The 15,448-nt window shown below is 63.9% G+C and carries 15 protein-coding genes and 1 pseudogene; 10 read left to right on the plus strand and 6 right to left on the minus strand.

Annotated features, from left to right (window positions below; genetic code table 11):
• Positions 1–26 precede the first annotated feature (26 nt).
• Positions 27–1,274: a sarcosine oxidase subunit beta family protein gene (locus tag ACX9MO_RS18120; RefSeq protein WP_462212848.1), complete on the minus strand. Its 1,248-nt coding sequence runs from the start codon at positions 1,272–1,274 to the stop codon at positions 27–29.
• A gap of 271 nt (positions 1,275–1,545) precedes the next feature.
• Here ACX9MO_RS18120 and ccmI point away from each other — a divergent pair, with 271 nt between their 5' ends.
• The 3 genes from ccmI to ACX9MO_RS18135 are packed head-to-tail and all read left to right on the plus strand — an operon-like array spanning position 1,546 to position 3,478.
• Positions 1,546–2,766, plus strand: a complete 1,221-nt coding sequence (ccmI, locus tag ACX9MO_RS18125; protein WP_462212849.1) for a c-type cytochrome biogenesis protein CcmI — start codon at positions 1,546–1,548, stop codon at positions 2,764–2,766.
• Positions 2,763–3,248: a Holliday junction resolvase RuvX gene (ruvX, locus tag ACX9MO_RS18130; protein WP_222490004.1), complete on the plus strand. Its 486-nt coding sequence runs from the start codon at positions 2,763–2,765 to the stop codon at positions 3,246–3,248. Before ccmI ends, ruvX begins: the two co-directional genes overlap by 4 nt.
• Complete coding sequence (locus ACX9MO_RS18135) at positions 3,245–3,478, plus strand: DUF1289 domain-containing protein (RefSeq protein WP_222490005.1); 234 nt, start codon at positions 3,245–3,247, stop codon at positions 3,476–3,478. Before ruvX ends, ACX9MO_RS18135 begins: the two co-directional genes overlap by 4 nt.
• 168 nt (positions 3,479–3,646) lie before the next feature.
• On the opposite strand, the gene ACX9MO_RS18140 is transcribed toward ACX9MO_RS18135, so the two are convergent.
• Positions 3,647–4,237, minus strand: coding sequence for a hypothetical protein (locus tag ACX9MO_RS18140; RefSeq protein WP_222490006.1), 591 nt, complete (start codon positions 4,235–4,237; stop codon positions 3,647–3,649).
• Between the two features lie 218 nt (positions 4,238–4,455).
• Positions 4,456–5,280: a sulfite exporter TauE/SafE family protein gene (locus tag ACX9MO_RS18145; RefSeq protein ID WP_462212850.1), complete on the minus strand. Its 825-nt coding sequence runs from the start codon at positions 5,278–5,280 to the stop codon at positions 4,456–4,458.
• A gap of 222 nt (positions 5,281–5,502) precedes the next feature.
• Here ACX9MO_RS18145 and ACX9MO_RS18150 point away from each other — a divergent pair, with 222 nt between their 5' ends.
• Positions 5,503–6,678 carry a multidrug effflux MFS transporter gene (locus tag ACX9MO_RS18150; RefSeq protein ID WP_462212851.1) on the plus strand — a complete coding sequence of 392 codons (1,176 nt, stop codon included), beginning with the start codon at positions 5,503–5,505 and terminating at the stop codon, positions 6,676–6,678.
• A 137-nt stretch (positions 6,679–6,815) separates the two neighbouring features.
• On the opposite strand, the gene dusA is transcribed toward ACX9MO_RS18150, so the two are convergent.
• Entirely contained in the window at positions 6,816–7,820 is a 1,005-nt protein-coding gene (gene dusA, locus ACX9MO_RS18155) for a tRNA dihydrouridine(20/20a) synthase DusA (protein ID WP_462212852.1), read from the minus strand.
• A gap of 256 nt (positions 7,821–8,076) precedes the next feature.
• Here dusA and ACX9MO_RS18160 point away from each other — a divergent pair, with 256 nt between their 5' ends.
• From ACX9MO_RS18160 to istB, 4 genes are all read left to right on the plus strand, one after another.
• Positions 8,077–9,243 carry a site-specific integrase gene (locus ACX9MO_RS18160; RefSeq protein WP_462212853.1) on the plus strand — a complete coding sequence of 389 codons (1,167 nt, stop codon included), beginning with the start codon at positions 8,077–8,079 and terminating at the stop codon, positions 9,241–9,243.
• 117 nt (positions 9,244–9,360) lie between these two features.
• Positions 9,361–9,636, plus strand: coding sequence for a pyocin activator PrtN family protein (locus tag ACX9MO_RS18165; RefSeq protein WP_462212854.1), 276 nt, complete (start codon positions 9,361–9,363; stop codon positions 9,634–9,636).
• Between the two features lie 215 nt (positions 9,637–9,851).
• Positions 9,852–11,420 carry an IS21 family transposase gene (istA, locus tag ACX9MO_RS18170; RefSeq protein ID WP_462212855.1) on the plus strand — a complete coding sequence of 523 codons (1,569 nt, stop codon included), beginning with the start codon at positions 9,852–9,854 and terminating at the stop codon, positions 11,418–11,420.
• Complete coding sequence (gene istB, locus ACX9MO_RS18175) at positions 11,350–12,078, plus strand: IS21-like element ISPkr1 family helper ATPase IstB (protein ID WP_462212856.1); 729 nt, start codon at positions 11,350–11,352, stop codon at positions 12,076–12,078. Before istA ends, istB begins: the two co-directional genes overlap by 71 nt.
• Positions 12,079–12,173: 95 nt before the next feature.
• On the opposite strand, the pseudogene ACX9MO_RS18180 reads toward istB, so the two are convergent.
• Positions 12,174–12,474 (minus strand): annotated as a pseudogene (locus tag ACX9MO_RS18180) (transposase); the annotation flags it as partial.
• A gap of 44 nt (positions 12,475–12,518) precedes the next feature.
• Here ACX9MO_RS18180 and ACX9MO_RS18185 point away from each other — a divergent pair.
• Positions 12,519–13,691, plus strand: coding sequence for an IS5 family transposase (locus tag ACX9MO_RS18185; protein ID WP_462214478.1), 1,173 nt, complete (start codon positions 12,519–12,521; stop codon positions 13,689–13,691).
• Positions 13,692–13,970: 279 nt separating this feature from the next.
• On the opposite strand, the gene ACX9MO_RS18190 is transcribed toward ACX9MO_RS18185, so the two are convergent.
• Positions 13,971–14,912, minus strand: coding sequence for a sensor histidine kinase (locus ACX9MO_RS18190; RefSeq protein ID WP_462212857.1), 942 nt, complete (start codon positions 14,910–14,912; stop codon positions 13,971–13,973).
• A gap of 165 nt (positions 14,913–15,077) precedes the next feature.
• Between ACX9MO_RS18190 and ACX9MO_RS18195 the strand changes: the two genes are divergently transcribed.
• A complete protein-coding gene (locus tag ACX9MO_RS18195) occupies positions 15,078–15,392 on the plus strand; it encodes a hypothetical protein (protein WP_462212858.1) in 315 nt (104 codons plus the stop codon).
• Positions 15,393–15,448: the final 56 nt, after the last annotated feature.

Raw genomic sequence — 15,448 nt, forward strand, 5'->3', positions numbered from 1 at the left:
CCGCTGGCTGAGCGCCGCATCCTGCATCAGTGCGCGACCCCGGCGGCGACGCTTTCGTCGATGAACCGGCCCTGACGGAACCGGTCGAGGCCGAATTCGGCCGCCAGCGGCCCGGGGGTGCCCTTGGCCATCATGTCGGCCATCGCCCAGCCGGAGCCAGGGATTGCCTTGAAGCCGCCGGTGCCCCAGCCACAGTTGATGTAGGTGTTCCCCAGCGGCGTCTGCGAGATGATCGGCGAGCGGTCGCCGGTCATGTCCACGATCCCGCCCCACTGGCGCAGCATCTTGAGCCGCGAGATGATCGGGAAGGTCTCGATCAGGGCGCGCACCGTCTCCTCGACGTGCTGGAAGGAGCCGCGCTGCGTGTAGTTGTTGAACTGGTCCGCACCGCCGCCGATCACCATCTCGCCCTTGTCGGATTGTGACATGTAGCCGTGCACGGTGTTCGCCATGACGACGATGTCCATGCAGGGCTTGATCGGCTCGGAGACGAGCGCCTGGAGCGCCACGGATTCCACCGGCAGACGGAAGCCTGCCATCTCGGCCAGCACGCCCGAGTGACCGGCCACAACGATGCCGAGGCGGGAACAGCCGATCTCGCCCTTCGTGGTCTCGACGCCGGTGACCTTGCCGTTTTCCTGCCGGATGCCGGTGACTTCGCACTGCTGGATGATGTCCATGCCCATGTCGGAGCAGGCCCGGGCATAGCCCCAGGCCACCGCGTCGTGCCGGGCGGTGCCGCCACGGGGCTGCCACTGGCCGCCGAGCACCGGGTAGCGCGGCCCGTCGAGGCGGATGATCGGGCAGATTTCCTTGACCTTCTCGGGGCCGACGAATTCCGTCTCCACGCCCTGCAGCGAGTTGGCGATCGCCGTGCGCTTGTAGCCGCGGACCTCGTGTTCGGTCTGGGCCAGCATCAGAACGCCGCGCGGGCTGAACATGATGTTGTAGTTCAGGTCCTGGCTCAGGCCCTCGTAGAGGCTGCGCGCCTTCTCGTAGATCGCGGCCGAGCTGTCCTGAAGGTAGTTCGAGCGGATGATCGTCGTGTTCCGCCCGGTGTTGCCCCCGCCGAGCCAGCCCTTCTCGATGATCGCGACATTCTTGATGCCGTGGTTGCGGCCCAGGTAATAGGCCGTCGCCAGGCCGTGACCGCCGGCGCCGATGATGATCGTGTCATAGGACTTCTTGGGCGTGGGCGAGCGCCAGGCGCGCTCCCAACCGGTGTGGTGACGGGCCGCTTCGCGGGCGATGGCAAAGGCAGAATATCGTTTCATCGGCAGAGGGACCTTTCTTGCGGGCGATTCCCCGGTCCGGGGCCGCATTGGCAAACTGGCGTTTTCGGCCAGCATACCCCCGCCGCAAACCGTCACAATATGCTGCACTTGCGACACGTGTCGCAAACGGGACGCTGTCCGCGCATTTTCCGCATGGCGGAGCGCGACGGGCCGCGCTGCTTCACGAAGCCGCAAGACACCGGTTTATACCTTTTGCCGCGCGGGTCCGTCAGCTACACCGGGCGCCGAAGCTGCGCGGAGACGAGTGTTTATGCTGTTCTGGATCCTGATCATTGTCATGGCCCTTGCCGTGGCGGCCGGGCTGGGCCTTGCCCTGCTGCGGCGCCCCGCGACGCAGGATCAGGATGCGGCGGATTACGACATGCGCGTCTACCGCGACCAGCTGGCCGAAATCGAACGCGACGCCGCCCGCGGCGTGATCCCGGCCGAGGAGGCCGAGCGGATCCGCAACGAGGTGTCGCGCCGCCTGCTGGCGGCGGATGCCAAGCGTGGCAAGGCCGGGGGCGTGGGCAATGCGCCCCGCTGGGTGATGCTGGCCGTGGTCGCGCTGACCATCGGCGGGGCCGTGGCGCTCTACTGGCGGATCGGTGCGCCGGGCTATGGCGACCTGCCGCTGGCCGGCCGGATCGAGACCGCGCGCGAATTGCGCGAGAGCCGCCCGGATCAGGCCACTGCCGAGGCCTCGATGCCCTCCGCCTCAGACACCGACGCCCCGGCCGAGTACAAGGACCTCATGGCCCGCCTGCGCGAGGCCGTGGCCCAGCGTCCCGGCGACGAGCAGGGCCTGCGCCTGCTGGCCCGCAACGAAGGCGCGCTCGGCAACTTCAAGGCCGCCTATGCCGCGCAGGAGAAACTGCTGGGCGTCCTCGGCCCGCAGGCCACTGCGGTGGATTACGCCGATTACGCCGACATGCTGGTGCTGGCCGCCGGCGGCTATGTCTCGCCCGAGGCGGAGCGCGCGGTGCGCGCCGCCCTCGCCCGCGATGCCAAAAACGGCGCCGCGCAATATTACCTCGGCCTCATGATGCGCCAGACCGGCCGGCCCGATCTGGCCTTCCGGATCTGGGACGGGCTGCTGCGCCAGAGCGGCCCGCAGGATGCATGGGTGCCGCCGATCCGTGCGCAGATCATGGAGGTCGCGCAGCTCGCCGGGCGCGACGACTACCAGCCGCCCCTGCCCGCCGCCGATCTGCCCGGCCCCTCCGAGGATGACATCGCCGCCGCGGGCGAACTTGACGACGAGGGCCGCCAGGCGATGATCCAGGGCATGGTCTCGGGGCTTGCCGAACGACTGGCCAACCAGGGCGGCAGTGCCGAGGAATGGGCCCGCCTGATCCGCGCCTATGGCGTCCTCGGAGATGCGGACCGCGCCCGCGCGATCCGCGATGAGGCGCTCGGCGTCTTCACCACGGATCCGGCGGGGCTGAAACTCATTCAGCAGGCCGGACAGGATGCGGGGCTCGACGGATGATCCACGAAGAGATTGAAAGCTTCATCGCCGCCCTGCCCCCGATGCAGGCGCTCGCCGGGCTGGACCTTGGCGACAAGACCATCGGCGTGGCGGTCTCCGACACCTTCCTGTCGGTCGCGACCCCGCTCGAGACGGTGCGGCGCAAGAAGTTCGGCGTCGATGCCGCGCAGTTGCAGCGGATCATCGCGGAGCGCCGCATCGGCGGCCTCGTCCTCGGCCTGCCGCGCAACATGGACGGGACTGAGGGGCCGCGCTGCCAGTCCACCCGGGCCTTTGCGCGCAACTTCAATCGGCTGGAGGGGATGGCGGAGCTCCCGATCACCTTCTGGGACGAGCGCCTCTCGACCGTCGCGGCAGAGCGCGCGCTGCTGGAGGCCGACACCTCGCGACGGCGCCGGGCCGAGGTGATCGACCACGTGGCGGCCTCCTACATCCTTCAGGGCGCCCTCGACCGGATCCGCAACATCAAGGCCGGTGCATGACGGACGAGATCTGGAAACGCGACGAGGTGGACAGCCCCTGCGTTAAGATCTGCGTCATCCACCCGGAAGAGAAGCTCTGCATCGGCTGCCTGCGCACGCTGGACGAGATCGCGGGCTGGAGCGCCATGACCCGCGAACAGCGCTGCGTGATCATGGCGGGCCTCGCCGCGCGACGGCCCCGGCTGGCCAAGCGGCGCGGCGGACGCAGCCGGACCCGCGGCGAAAGCTAATCCGCCTTCACGGGCGCCATACGGTTCGCATGAGGACGTGGCTGTCCCCTCAGCGCCACCGGCCGCACGCAGTCGGACGGCACCGTTGCCGGGCCTCGAAGCAAGAAAACGGGCCCCGGGGCCCGTCTCCACATCCACAGGGACCGATGTGCCGCGGCGCCTGATCCCTCAGGCGGCCTCGTCCACGTCCATTTCGTCGAAGGGCACCAGTTCGATGTGGCGCAGACCCACGCGACCCAGCCCATCCGGGACAACCGCCACGACCACGTCGTTCATCAGGACCCGCACGTCGCCGAGGCAGTCCGGGTCTTCCTGGAAATGGATGCGCGCATTGCCCGCCTCCGGGTCGTAGCCCACCACGATGCGATCCTCGTCGGGGTTGAAATCCTCGATGATGGCCACGTCCGCCAGCGCCGGATCCGGGACGGGCACCATGATCGGGGCATCGCCCCCCATCCCGCTCTCCCGGCGATCGGCGGCCAGCGTCTCGCTCACCCGGCGCTCGATGTCGTCGACGTCGCTTTCCTCCACGCATTCCTCGAAGGGACGCACCGCGGTGCCGTGGCCCAAGGGCTCGGCCGGCTTCCGCCCCAGCTTGCGCGCGATGTCGAGGCCGAAGATGCCGAGGCCGCCCTCGCTCTCCTCGCCGCGCCGCTTCTTCTTGCGGCGCCCGCCATTGCGCGCGGCCTCCGCCTCCAGGTTGGAGGTGAAGACGATGCCGATGGTGGCCAGCCCGACGATGACAAGAAGCTCGATCATGAGACGTCTCCCGAAAACTCGCGCTCAGTAGAGCCTGCGATTGTGGCCGGCACGCGGCGCCGGTCGGGAGATTGCTGGGAATTTCGGGAGCGCGATTGCGGCCCCAGCGGAAACGGCGTGTTTCCGGAAACGAAAGCGCGCCCTGCCTGGATCAGGCGGGGCGCGACATGGTCGATATAAGCTACTGGGAAAGTGGCGCTTTTCGGCCCAGACCGGCCTCAGCCCATCAGCGCCTTGCGCAGCATGTTCAGGGCGACCATCAGCAGGAAGATGGCGAAAATGCGGCGCAGGAGTTTCGGATCGGTGGCATGGGCCAGCTTGGCCCCCAGCGGCGCCGTCAGCGTCGTCATGCAGATCACGATTAGGAAGGCCGGCAGGTTCACCGCGCCGACGGTATAGGGCGGCGTCGCCTCGCCCGGGATCGGCAGCAGCAGGAAGCCGAGCACCGAGGGCACGGCAATCGTCAGGCCAAAGCCCGCCGCCGTGGCCACCGCGCGGTGGATCGGACGGCCGTAGAGCGTCATCAGCGGCACCCCGAAGGACCCGCCGCCGATCCCCATCAGGGTCGAGAGGAAGCCGATCATCGGCGACAGGATGATCCGCCGGAGCCCGCCGGGCATCTCTTCTCCCAGACGCCAGTGCTGGCGCCCGAACAGCAGGTAGAGGCCGATGACGAGCCCGATGCAGCCGAAGAGCAGCTGCAACTCGCGCGAGCGCAGCGCCGAGGCCACCAGAACGCCGATCAGCGCACCGACCACGATGCCCGGGGCCCAGCGTTTCAGGATGTCCCAGTCCACCGCGCCCTTCTTGTTGTGCGAGGAGAGTGAGCGGATCGAGGTGACGATGATCGTTGCAAGCGAGGTGCCAAGACAGACCTGCATCAGCTGCTCGTTGCCATAGCCGAGCGCCGTGAAGGCGTAGAAGAAGCCCGGCACCAGCACGATCCCGCCACCGACACCCAGAAGCCCCGCCAGCACCCCGGCAAAGGCGCCGATCCCGATCAGGAGGAACAGCATTTCGATCAGCAACCCGGTGTCCGGCATCGTCTTTTCCTTGAACAGTGTACAATGGCCCCTAACCATGTTGCGGGAGGCGGCACAAGGGCCGCAGCGCGCAGAGCGGGCGCAAAGCCGCCTTGCGGAATTGGCCTGCCCCTTTGTGCGCCGATGCGCCTTTCGCGCCGGGGCGGCGCGGGATAGAAACCCGGCAAAGGCACCCTGCCCGCTCCCCCTTCCTTGACGTCCTTTCAGCCGCACAGGTTTCTCATGTTCCGTTTTGCCCTCATCCTGGGCCTGCTCTCCATGGTGGGCCCCTTTGCCATCGACATGTACCTGCCCGCGCTGCCCAATATCGCCGCCGAGTTCGGCGCGACCGAGGCCGCCACGCAGATCACCCTCACCGCCTATTTCCTCGCCTTCGGCGTGGCACAGTTGGTCTATGGGCCGATGGCCGATGCCGCCGGACGTCGCCTGCCGATCGTGATCGGGCTGGTGATCTTCGGGCTGGGATCGCTGGGCGCGGCCTTCGCGGACAGCGTCGGTCAGCTGGCGCTCTGGCGCGCCGTGCAGGGGCTTGGCGGGGCCGCCGTCATGGTCGTGCCGCGCGCCATCGTACGCGACCGCTACACCGGCAATGACGCCACGCGGCTGATGGCCATGGTGATGCTGGTGATCTCGATCTCGCCCATGCTGGCGCCGCTGGCGGGATCCACCGTCATGGCCTTCGGGGGCTGGCGCGAGATCTTCGGCCTGCTCTGCGGGGTGGCGGCGCTGTCGCTCGCGCTGACGCTCTTCGTCCTGCCCGAGACGCTGGCGCCCGAACATCGCGAACCGATGAAGGCCGGAGCCATGCTGCGCGCGGCCCGAGTGCTGGTCACCGACCGGGTCTTCATGGGGATGACGCTGGTGGGCGGCTTCGGCATGGCCAGCTTCTTCGTCTTCATCTCCTCGGCCAGCTTCGTCTACGTGGACCAGTTCGGCCTCTCCGCGACGCAGTTCTCGCTCGCTTTCGCGCTCAACGCCGTGGGCTTCTTCTCGGCCTCCCAGTTCGCGGCGCCGCTGGGGCGGCGGATCGGGATCACGCGGGTGATCCTCGTGGGCGTCTCGGGCTTTGCCGCGCTGACCGCACTGCTCTTCGGTCTGCTGGTGGCGGGCTTCGGCTCCCTGCCGCTGATCCTCGCCGGGCTCTTCCTCGCCAACAGCTTCCTCGGCGTGGTGATGCCCACCACGATGGTGGTCTCGCTCGACGATCACGGGGATATCGCGGGCATGGCGGCCTCGCTCGGTGGAACGCTGCAAATGCTGGTGGGCGGGTTGACCATCGTGGTGGCAGGCACGTTCTTCGACGGCACCGCGACGCCGATGGTCGGCGCGATCGCGCTCTGCGGGGCGCTCGCCTTCGTTCTGGCGCAGATGACGCCGCGCCGCGAGGTGGCGATCTGATCAGGGGACGGGGCGGCTCAGGCCGCCCTGCTCTGCGCCGCCCGGGATGAAGTGCCCGGGCAGTCGCGGATCGAACTAGCTCGGGTCCCAAGGCGCGAGGCTGCGCACGTCGCCTCGGAACGTGCCGGGGACGCCGCTTACGCCGCCTCGGGCCGCACCGCGGCGAGGGCCTCCAGCACCAGCTCCGGGCCTGCACCGGGGCGATGCGCGCCTTCCGACAGTACGCGCCGCCAGACCCTTGCCCCGGGCCGTCCGGCGAAGAGCCCCAGCATATGTCGCGTGACCTGCGCCAGCTTGCCGCCCGCCGCCAGATGCGTCTCGATATAGGGCAGCATCCCGTGGACCGCCGCGATCGGATCGCTGTCGGGCCCGGAGGCGCCATAGATGCGCCGGTCCGCAGCGCAGAGAATATCCGCCGGCTGGTGATAGGCCGCCCGGCCGATCATCACCCCGTCGAGCCCCTGCGCCAGCAGCTCCTCCGCCAGGTCGAGGCTGTCGATCCCGCCGTTGATCGAAATATGCAGGTCCGGGAAGGCCTGTTTCATCCGCACCACCAGCGGATAGTCCAGCGGCGGGATGTCCCGGTTTTCCTTCGGGCTGAGGCCCTGCAACCAGGCCTTGCGTGCGTGGATCGTGATCCGCCGCACCCCGGCGGCCGCGACCTTCTCTATGAAATCGGGCAGCACCGCCTCCGGCTCCTGATCGTCGACGCCGAGGCGGCATTTCACCGTCACCTCGGTGTCGACCGCCGCGATCATCGCCGCGACGCAGTCTGCCACCAGTTCGGGCTGTTTCATCAGCACCGCGCCGAAGGTCCCCGACTGGACCCGGTCCGAGGGGCAGCCGCAATTCAGGTTGATCTCGTCATAGCCCGCATCTGCCCCCAGACGCGCCGCCTGCGCCAGTTCCGCAGGATCGGAGCCGCCGAGCTGCAGCGCAACGGGATGCTCCTCCGGCGCGTAGTCGAGCAGATGCAGCGCGCCCCCGCGCACGAGCGCAGGTGCGGTCACCATCTCTGTATAGAGCAGCGTCTCGCGGCTCAGCAGCCGGTGGAGATAGCGGCAATGCCGGTCGGTCCAGTCCATCATCGGGGCGACGGATAGGCGCGCGGCCGAGCGGACACTGGGAATCCCCTGTTTCATTGGCTTTCCGGGAGGCTGTAGCATCCGCCTAATCCGTCACTTTGGCCGCTTTTCGCGGGTTTTCATGCATCAGGGCCTACAATTGTAGGCCCGAGGTTGGAATTGTAGGCCCGTTTCGAGGCTCATATCAGCCCTCGGACCACACTTCAAACCTCACTACGACCTCGCATAGCACGGACTTCTGTGAGAGCTGTGAAACCCCTTGAGGAAGTTCACGTCAATCCACCTCGATGACCCGATTTGCTGATCACCAGCAATGAAAGGACCCATCATGGGAACCATTAGATCGAACAACCGCAAAGACGGATCCACCACCTACACCGCTCAGGTTCGCAGAAAGAAAAAGGGTAAGACCGTCTTCAGCAAGGTCGAGACCTTCGACAACCTGAAGGAGGCCAAAACTTGGGTCAAGCACGTCGAGAAGTGTCTTAGCGCGCCCGGCTTCGCGGCCGAACAGATCGAAAAACAGAGAGACAAGACGCTGGCCGAGACCATTCAGGCCTACATTGACGCGCACCCGGGGGACATCGGCAAGACGAAGCTCCAGTGCCTGAGGTCTCTCATTAGGTTCGACTTCGCAGCACAGAACGTCACAACCATGACCGATAAGGACTTCCTTGATATCGCCAGATCGTTGTGTGCAGGCGATCAACCTGCGCCTATTGATCCGTTGACCGCTGACGAAAATTACTACGCCTGCAAGCCGCGGACACCGGCGACCGTGTCGGGATACATGTCGTATCTTGGTGTTGTGATTGAGCATGCCGGGCCACTCACGGGCCTTGTGATGCCGAAAGCATCGTTTCTCCAGGCACGCAGCAGCTGCCGTCACTTCGGCCTTATCGGAAAATCGAAAAGTAGGACTCGTCGCCCCACGCTTGAGGAGTTGGATCAACTCATGGAGTATTTCGAGGCGTTCAGCGCAGAAGACCCACGAGCCGTGCCGATGCATATGGTCGTGCTTGCAGCGATCTTCCTTACTTACCGTCAGTCGGAACATACGCGGATAAAGTGGAAGGATCTCGAAGCCGATCTTGCCGATCAAGACCCGACGTTGACCATTCGGGACATGAAGCACCCGTCCGCGACGCAGGGCAACGACGTCGAGGTCAGACTTCGGACGGAAGGCTTGGCTGTGATCCGAGCGATGCCGAGAACAGATGAGCGCATCTTTCCGTATCATCCCGACACAATCAGCCGACGCTTCACTCAAGCATGCAAAGTTCTCGGTATTGCGGACTTGCACTTCCATGATTTGCGCCACGAGGGAGTATCCCGGCTGTTCGAAATCGGATTGGATATCCCACGAGTGCAACGACATACGGGCCACAAGAACTGGACGACGCTTCAGCGCTACGCCCACATCAAGCAGGACGACGACAAATTCGCCGATTGGCCTTGGCTCAAGCTGATTGGTCTTTGAAGAACTGAGGCCGGCCGAAAGGACTACAGGCGGCCGGCCATACCCACCCCAGGTTCCCCCCTCCGGGAAAGAAACACTTCCCCACGCACAACAACCTCCAATGACAAGGATGGAAGAATGGACACGCTGCAATACACCATGATGACACTATTGGCTTTCAACAACGGTGACCCAGTGATCAATATCGAGAAGGTCGCGCGGCACCACTTCGAACAGTCACCCGAAGCCTTTTTGAAGAAGATCGCTGCAAAGCAGCTGCTCATTCCGGTCACGCATATGGAACCCGACAACCGCAAGGGCAGGAAGGGCGTCCATGTCTTCGATCTGGCGAAGCACATCGAATCCCAGGCAGAACTGGCCCGTAAGCGGGTTGAGAAATATCGCTTTACGTGACAGAGACCCCGGCGGCCGGTTTGATCCAGCTATCGTGCTTCTTCGATAGCTGGATCAGCGCTACTCGCTGAACGATGGGCTTCGACAATCTCGCACCTCTCAATGTGAACCTGCGTGTAATTTTGACCCCGTAGCGGGGTGATCGGCGTCCAAAAGTGACCCCCTTACACTGATGTGGATGATGCCCCCGAGGTCATCGGGGAGCACAGAGTGGGATGTTGGTCGTGGAGACGATAGCGAAGATCCGGCGGGCGTATTTTCAGGACAAGAAGTCGATCAAGCAGATCTGCCGGGAGCTGCGAGTATCGCGGAACACGGTGCGCAAGGTGATCCGGTCCGGTGCGACGGAGCTCACCTACGAGCGGACCATTCAGCCGTTGCCGAAGATCGGGCCCTGGAAAGACATGCTCGACGAGATGCTGGCGGTGAATGCGCGGAAGCCCAATCGCGAGCGACTGACCCGCATCCGCACCTTCGAGGAACTCCGGGCTCGAGGATATGACGGTGGCTATGATGCGGTCCGGCGATACGCGGCCTCCTGGTCCAAGGAGGAAGAGGTGGCATCTGCCGCGGCCTATGTGCCGCTGAGTTTCGATCCGGGGGAAGCCTACCAGTTCGACTGGAGCCATGAGATCGTAGTGATCGATGGCGCGACGACCACGGTGAAGGTGGCGCACGTCCGCCTCTGCCACAGCCGGATGCTCTTCGTTCGGGCCTACCCGCGTGAGACGCAGGAGATGGTATTTGACGCCCACGACAAGGCGTTCGCCTTCTTCGGCGGCGCCTGCGCGCGAGGTATCTACGACAACATGAAGACGGCAGTGGACACGATCTTCGTCGGCCGCGACCGCGCCTACAACCGCAGGTTCCAGCAGATGTGCGGGCATTACCTCGTCGATCCTGTTGCCTGCAACCCGGCATCCGGCTGGGAGAAGGGACAGGTCGAGAACCAGGTCGGTGTTGTCCGACGGCGGTTCTTCGTGCCACGGCCGAAGTTCAAGAGCTACGCCGAACTCAACGCCTGGCTCGCGGATCGCTGTGTTGCCTGGGCCAAGGCCAACCCGCACCAGGAGCTTCGGGATCGAACGAACTGGGAGGTCTTCCAGGACGAGCGCGCGAGTCTTGTGCCCTACGTCGGTCCGTTCGACGGCTGCCATGCCGTGCCGGCGTCGGTCTTGAAGACCTGCCTCGTCCGGTTCGACAAGAACCGCTACTCCGTGGACGGCCGGGCCGTTGGCCGACCTGTCGAGATCCGTGCCTATGCCGAGCGGGTCGAGTTCTGGCAGGACGGCAAGATCGTGGGGCAGCACGCCCGAGCCTTCGGCCGCGACAAGGCCATCTACGACCCGTTGCACTACATTCCGGTTCTGGCTCGTAAGCCCGGCGCCCTCCGGAATGGCGCCCCCTTCAAGGACTGGGACCTGCCGCCGGCGATCAGGCGCGTGCAGCGCAAGCTTGGCAAGGTGCCGAACGGCGACCGGCAGATGGTCCAGATCCTCAGCATGATCCCAATCGATGGGCTGGATGCGGTGGATGCTGCCTGTGCCGAGGCCCTGAGCGAGGGGGTCCCCGCAGCCTCGGTCGTCATCAACATCTTGGCCCGGCATCGGGAGCCGTCACCGCCGCTGACCATCGATACGCCGGCCGCGTTGCGACTGACCTGCGAGCCCGTCGCCGATTGCAAACGCTACGACAGTCTCAAGAGACCCAACCATGGAAAGATCACAGGTGCTGGACGCGATGAGCCAGCTGAAGCTCTACGGCATGAAGGCCGCCTACGATGAGATCATCACCACGGCGGTGAAGCGTCAGCACGAACCACAACAGATCGTCGGCGACCTGCTAAATGCCGAGATCAGTGAGAAGCAGGCGCGCTCGATCAAATACCAGATGACGATCGCCAAGCTGCCTCTGGCGAAAGAGGTCGATGAGTTCAGCTTTGAAGAGACGCCAGTCAACGAGACGCTGGTGCGCGATCTGGCCGCCGGGGAGTTCCTCGAACAGCAGCGCAATGTCGTGCTCATCGGTGGCACCGGGACTGGTAAATCGCACCTGGCCGTCAGCATCGCCCGGGCCTGCATCCGGCGCGGCAAGCGGGGGCGCTTCTTCAATGTCGTGGACCTGGTAAACAAGCTCGATGCCGACGCCCGTGCCGATCGACAGGGGTGCACCGCAGACCTGCTGTGCCGCCTCGACTTCCTGATCCTCGACGAACTCGGGTATCTTCCCTTCGCTCAGACCGGCGGCCAGCTGCTGTTCCATCTCATCAGCCGCCTCTACGAGCGCAACTCGATCATCGTGACGACCAATCTCGACTTCGGCGAATGGCCTTCGGTCTTTGGCGACGCCAAGATGACCACTACGCTGCTCGACCGGCTGACCCATCACTGTGACATCGTCGAAACCGGCAACGAGAGCTGGCGCTTCAAGACCCGTGAATGACCAAGACCTCGCTGGCCCGATACGGCTGCGCTGTGTGAGGGCTACACCGCATCGGGCCAGCTACCCGGGCGCTCCAAGGGGGTCATTTTTGGATGCCGATAGGGGGTCAAGATTGCCTGCCGATTGGCATTCAGGGTCTTCTGCCTGCGGCAAAGCGTCGAGTAATCCGGAACAGGCCAATCAAGCCCAGCAAGGCGCAGGAGGCTCGCGACCATCCCGGCTTTCTGCCTGAGCGGCAGCTCGAACATAACCTTGACGATAGGCAAACTGGAAAGCGGCGTTCGAAAAGACCGGCGCGTGCCTGGTCATCTCCTCGTCCAGCCAGATCAGCAGCGCCGCGCGCTTCCTGAGCGCATCTTTATCAGGCTGCTGAAAAACTCCGGTCTCGACGCGCATCGAGGAACATGATTCATCGCCACCACGGTATGATGGAGGTGGCGATGCGCGGATCGGACGAGGTGACGGGGTCGCTGTTCAGCTATGTCGATCTTGAGGAGCGCATCCCGTCCCGGCATCCGCTGCGCAAGATCAGATCCGTCGTCAACGATGCCCTGCGTTCACTGGATGCCGAGTTCGATCGACTTTATGCGGGTGAGGGCCGTCCTTCCATTGCGCCGAAACGCTTGATCCGCGCCAGCCTGTTGCAAATCCTCTACTCAATCCGATCCGAGCGGCAGCTCGTGGAGCAGATGGACTACAACTTGCTGTTCTGGTGGTTCGTAGGCCTCGGAATAGATGACGCGGTGTGGGTCCCCACGGTGTTCACGAAGAACCGCGACCGGCTGCTGACCACGGACATGTCCCGCAAGATCATGGCCGCCATCCTGGCGCATCGCGAGGTCGCGCCGCTGCTGTCCGACGATCATTTCTCGGTCGACGGAACGCTGGTGAAGGCCTGGGCATCCATGAAGAGCTTCCAGCCAAAGGACAGTGCGATGCCCGACCGGGACGACGATCCGGGTGACCCGCCAGATGACCGTGTATCGCCAACATCGTCTCCTGACCAATCCACTGCCGAGCCCAAACCCATGCCCCGTCCCGCACGCCGCAGCCGCAATGCCGAAGTCGATTTTCGTGGCGAACGTCGGTCGAACGCGACGCATGCGTCGATGACTGATCCCGAAGCCCGGCTGTTCAAGAAGTCGCCCGGCGCTGGCGCGGTGCTATGCTTCATGGGGCATAGCCTGATGGAGAACCGTTCCGGCCTGATCGTGCAGGCCGACCTCACGCAAGCTGACGGGCACGCCGAGCGCCGTGCCGCCATCGACATGCTCCATCGGCACTCGCCCGGTTCGACGCGGCGTCTGACCCTGGCAGCGGATCGTGGCTACGACAGCGCCGATTTCGTCGCCGAACTGCGCCAGATCGTGGTGACGCCGCATGTCGCCCAGAAGTCCCGCCATTCAGCCATCGACGGTCGGACCACCCGACATCCCGGCTATGCCAAATCCCAGCGATGCCGAAAGAAGATCGTGGAACCCTTCGGCTGGGCCAAGACCGTCGGCGGCCTGACACAGACCATGTATCGCGGCATAGAGCGCGTGCGCGCCCGCTTTACGCTGACAATGGCGGCCTGCAATCTCGCAAGGCTGCCGAAACTGCTGGCAGCCTGACCGGGGAAGCCGCAGTCAGGTCTGCCTGCGCATGCTCCAGCCCCACCCAGCATCCGCGTCGAGGGAAACCATCCCTCACGCGGGCCTTTTTCAGCGCCCTGTTATAGGTGGACCAGTTCGAGGTGCGGTAGCGGGCAGGCTTCGGCTTGCTCATGGTGTTAGTCTAACCGCCTGGATTCCCTATATGAATCCTTCACCGGCCGAGTTTTGCAACAACGCCCTCGCCGAGTGTCATTTTGAATTCCGGATAGGCGTAATTTCCCACTTCAGATAAGGCTTCTATTCGCCAATGGGAAACTTCAATCGGATGGTCAGCAGTCCATTATCGAAGCAACGCTGCTTCTCAGCGCCCAATTGCGATGCGCACGCCTGAAGGAGGCGCGAGCCAAACCCCTTTTCCGCGTTGAAATCGTAATCAGCCACCTTCTCTCTCCAAATCAGTTCGAGCACTCCGTCGACGACCGCCCACGCGATTTCGAGCTCCCCTTCGCAATGCTTCAGCGCACCATACTTAGTAGAATTTGTCACCCATTCGTGGATGATAAGCACAAACGATGTAACAGCTTCAGCAGGAACCATGACGTCTTCACCCTGCGAGATGATGGATTGATCACTTCGCGCCGGAGCCAGCACATTGTCGATCAGTTCCCGGAGCGGCAGCGGCTTTGACGTATCCGTCCGAAGCATCATAGAGTGCGCACGATCCAGCGCTGAGATCCGCCCCCTCAGATTCTCAACGAGTTCTTCCTTACTCTGGCTTTCCCGCCCGGCACTGGAAACCATCGAGGACACCAGAGCGAATAGGTTCTTGATCCGATGGTTCATCTCGTCGAGGTGGAGCTGCCTTTGCATTCGCAGCTCCAACTCCTCCGTCACGTCCATGCTCACGCCCAGAATACGTGGCAGTCCCGAGTGTAGACCGAGCTGGCCTATCCCGCGGATCCAACGCTGGCGGCCGTTTGGCAGATTTAGACGGAAGGTCTCGTCAAAAACGTCACCGATGGACCTTACATTTTTCAACGCCGAAGCCACTTGAGCCCGGTCTTCCGGATGTAGCCGGGAGATAACCGCATCCTTGGACTGCGCCTCTTCGGCAGTGACGCCGAAGAAAGCCCGGCATTGCTCGTCAAAGCTCATAGAGCCGGTCGCCGGCTCGATTTCCCACCGACCGAACCCGGCAAATCCTAAAGACTGCTCAAGCCCGTTTTGATCAAAAGACATTGCGCCCCACCTCGATCGATAAATCAACATCGATAAGAAAACTCAGCAACGAGACCTGGATGGCGGCGAAGTAATTCACCCCCCAAGCACCAATTCGCCGGTTTGCCTCTCAACCCCTGACGATGCTCAGCCTCCAGAAGATGGAGGCATATCATGCCGGTTACGTTGAACAAGACCAACAAAACTTGCGATGTCAAGGTAGCGGCATCGGAACAAACCGTGGCTTCATCACATCCCATCTGGAAAGGGCAACTGCGCCGGTCGCTCATTCGATCCCCGTGGAAGTTCATTCTATTATCAAGTCCGATGCCCGCGTTTCCTTCAAGCATTTCCGAGGGCCATCCGGCAAACTGCTGCGCTACCACAGAACAGCCTCCAGTGTCGGCGCCGGTCAAGGGCGACGACACCCTCAATGGCTACGAACTGGGCGACAATGAATGCAAGTCATTTGTGCGGGATGTCTGCCGTCAATCAGGCTGATCTGTGACGAGGCCGCCGCCTTGCATGAACTCTCTGGCGACTAAACGAGCTGACCG

Source organism: Pseudooceanicola profundus (genome assembly GCF_054919315.1).

Coding starts and splice junctions, on each gene's coding strand:
- ACX9MO_RS18120 (WP_462212848.1), bottom strand. CDS start 1,274: ATGAAACGATATTCTGCCTTTGCCATCGCCCGCGAAGCGGCCCGTCAC.
- ccmI (WP_462212849.1), top strand. CDS start 1,546: ATGCTGTTCTGGATCCTGATCATTGTCATGGCCCTTGCCGTGGCGGCC.
- ruvX (WP_222490004.1), top strand. CDS start 2,763: ATGATCCACGAAGAGATTGAAAGCTTCATCGCCGCCCTGCCCCCGATG.
- ACX9MO_RS18135 (WP_222490005.1), top strand. CDS start 3,245: ATGACGGACGAGATCTGGAAACGCGACGAGGTGGACAGCCCCTGCGTT.
- ACX9MO_RS18140 (WP_222490006.1), bottom strand. CDS start 4,237: ATGATCGAGCTTCTTGTCATCGTCGGGCTGGCCACCATCGGCATCGTC.
- ACX9MO_RS18145 (WP_462212850.1), bottom strand. CDS start 5,280: ATGCCGGACACCGGGTTGCTGATCGAAATGCTGTTCCTCCTGATCGGG.
- ACX9MO_RS18150 (WP_462212851.1), top strand. CDS start 5,503: ATGTTCCGTTTTGCCCTCATCCTGGGCCTGCTCTCCATGGTGGGCCCC.
- dusA (WP_462212852.1), bottom strand. CDS start 7,820: ATGAAACAGGGGATTCCCAGTGTCCGCTCGGCCGCGCGCCTATCCGTC.
- ACX9MO_RS18160 (WP_462212853.1), top strand. CDS start 8,077: ATGAAAGGACCCATCATGGGAACCATTAGATCGAACAACCGCAAAGAC.
- ACX9MO_RS18165 (WP_462212854.1), top strand. CDS start 9,361: ATGGACACGCTGCAATACACCATGATGACACTATTGGCTTTCAACAAC.
- istA (WP_462212855.1), top strand. CDS start 9,852: ATGTTGGTCGTGGAGACGATAGCGAAGATCCGGCGGGCGTATTTTCAG.
- istB (WP_462212856.1), top strand. CDS start 11,350: ATGGAAAGATCACAGGTGCTGGACGCGATGAGCCAGCTGAAGCTCTAC.
- ACX9MO_RS18185 (WP_462214478.1), top strand. CDS start 12,519: ATGCGCGGATCGGACGAGGTGACGGGGTCGCTGTTCAGCTATGTCGAT.
- ACX9MO_RS18190 (WP_462212857.1), bottom strand. CDS start 14,912: ATGTCTTTTGATCAAAACGGGCTTGAGCAGTCTTTAGGATTTGCCGGG.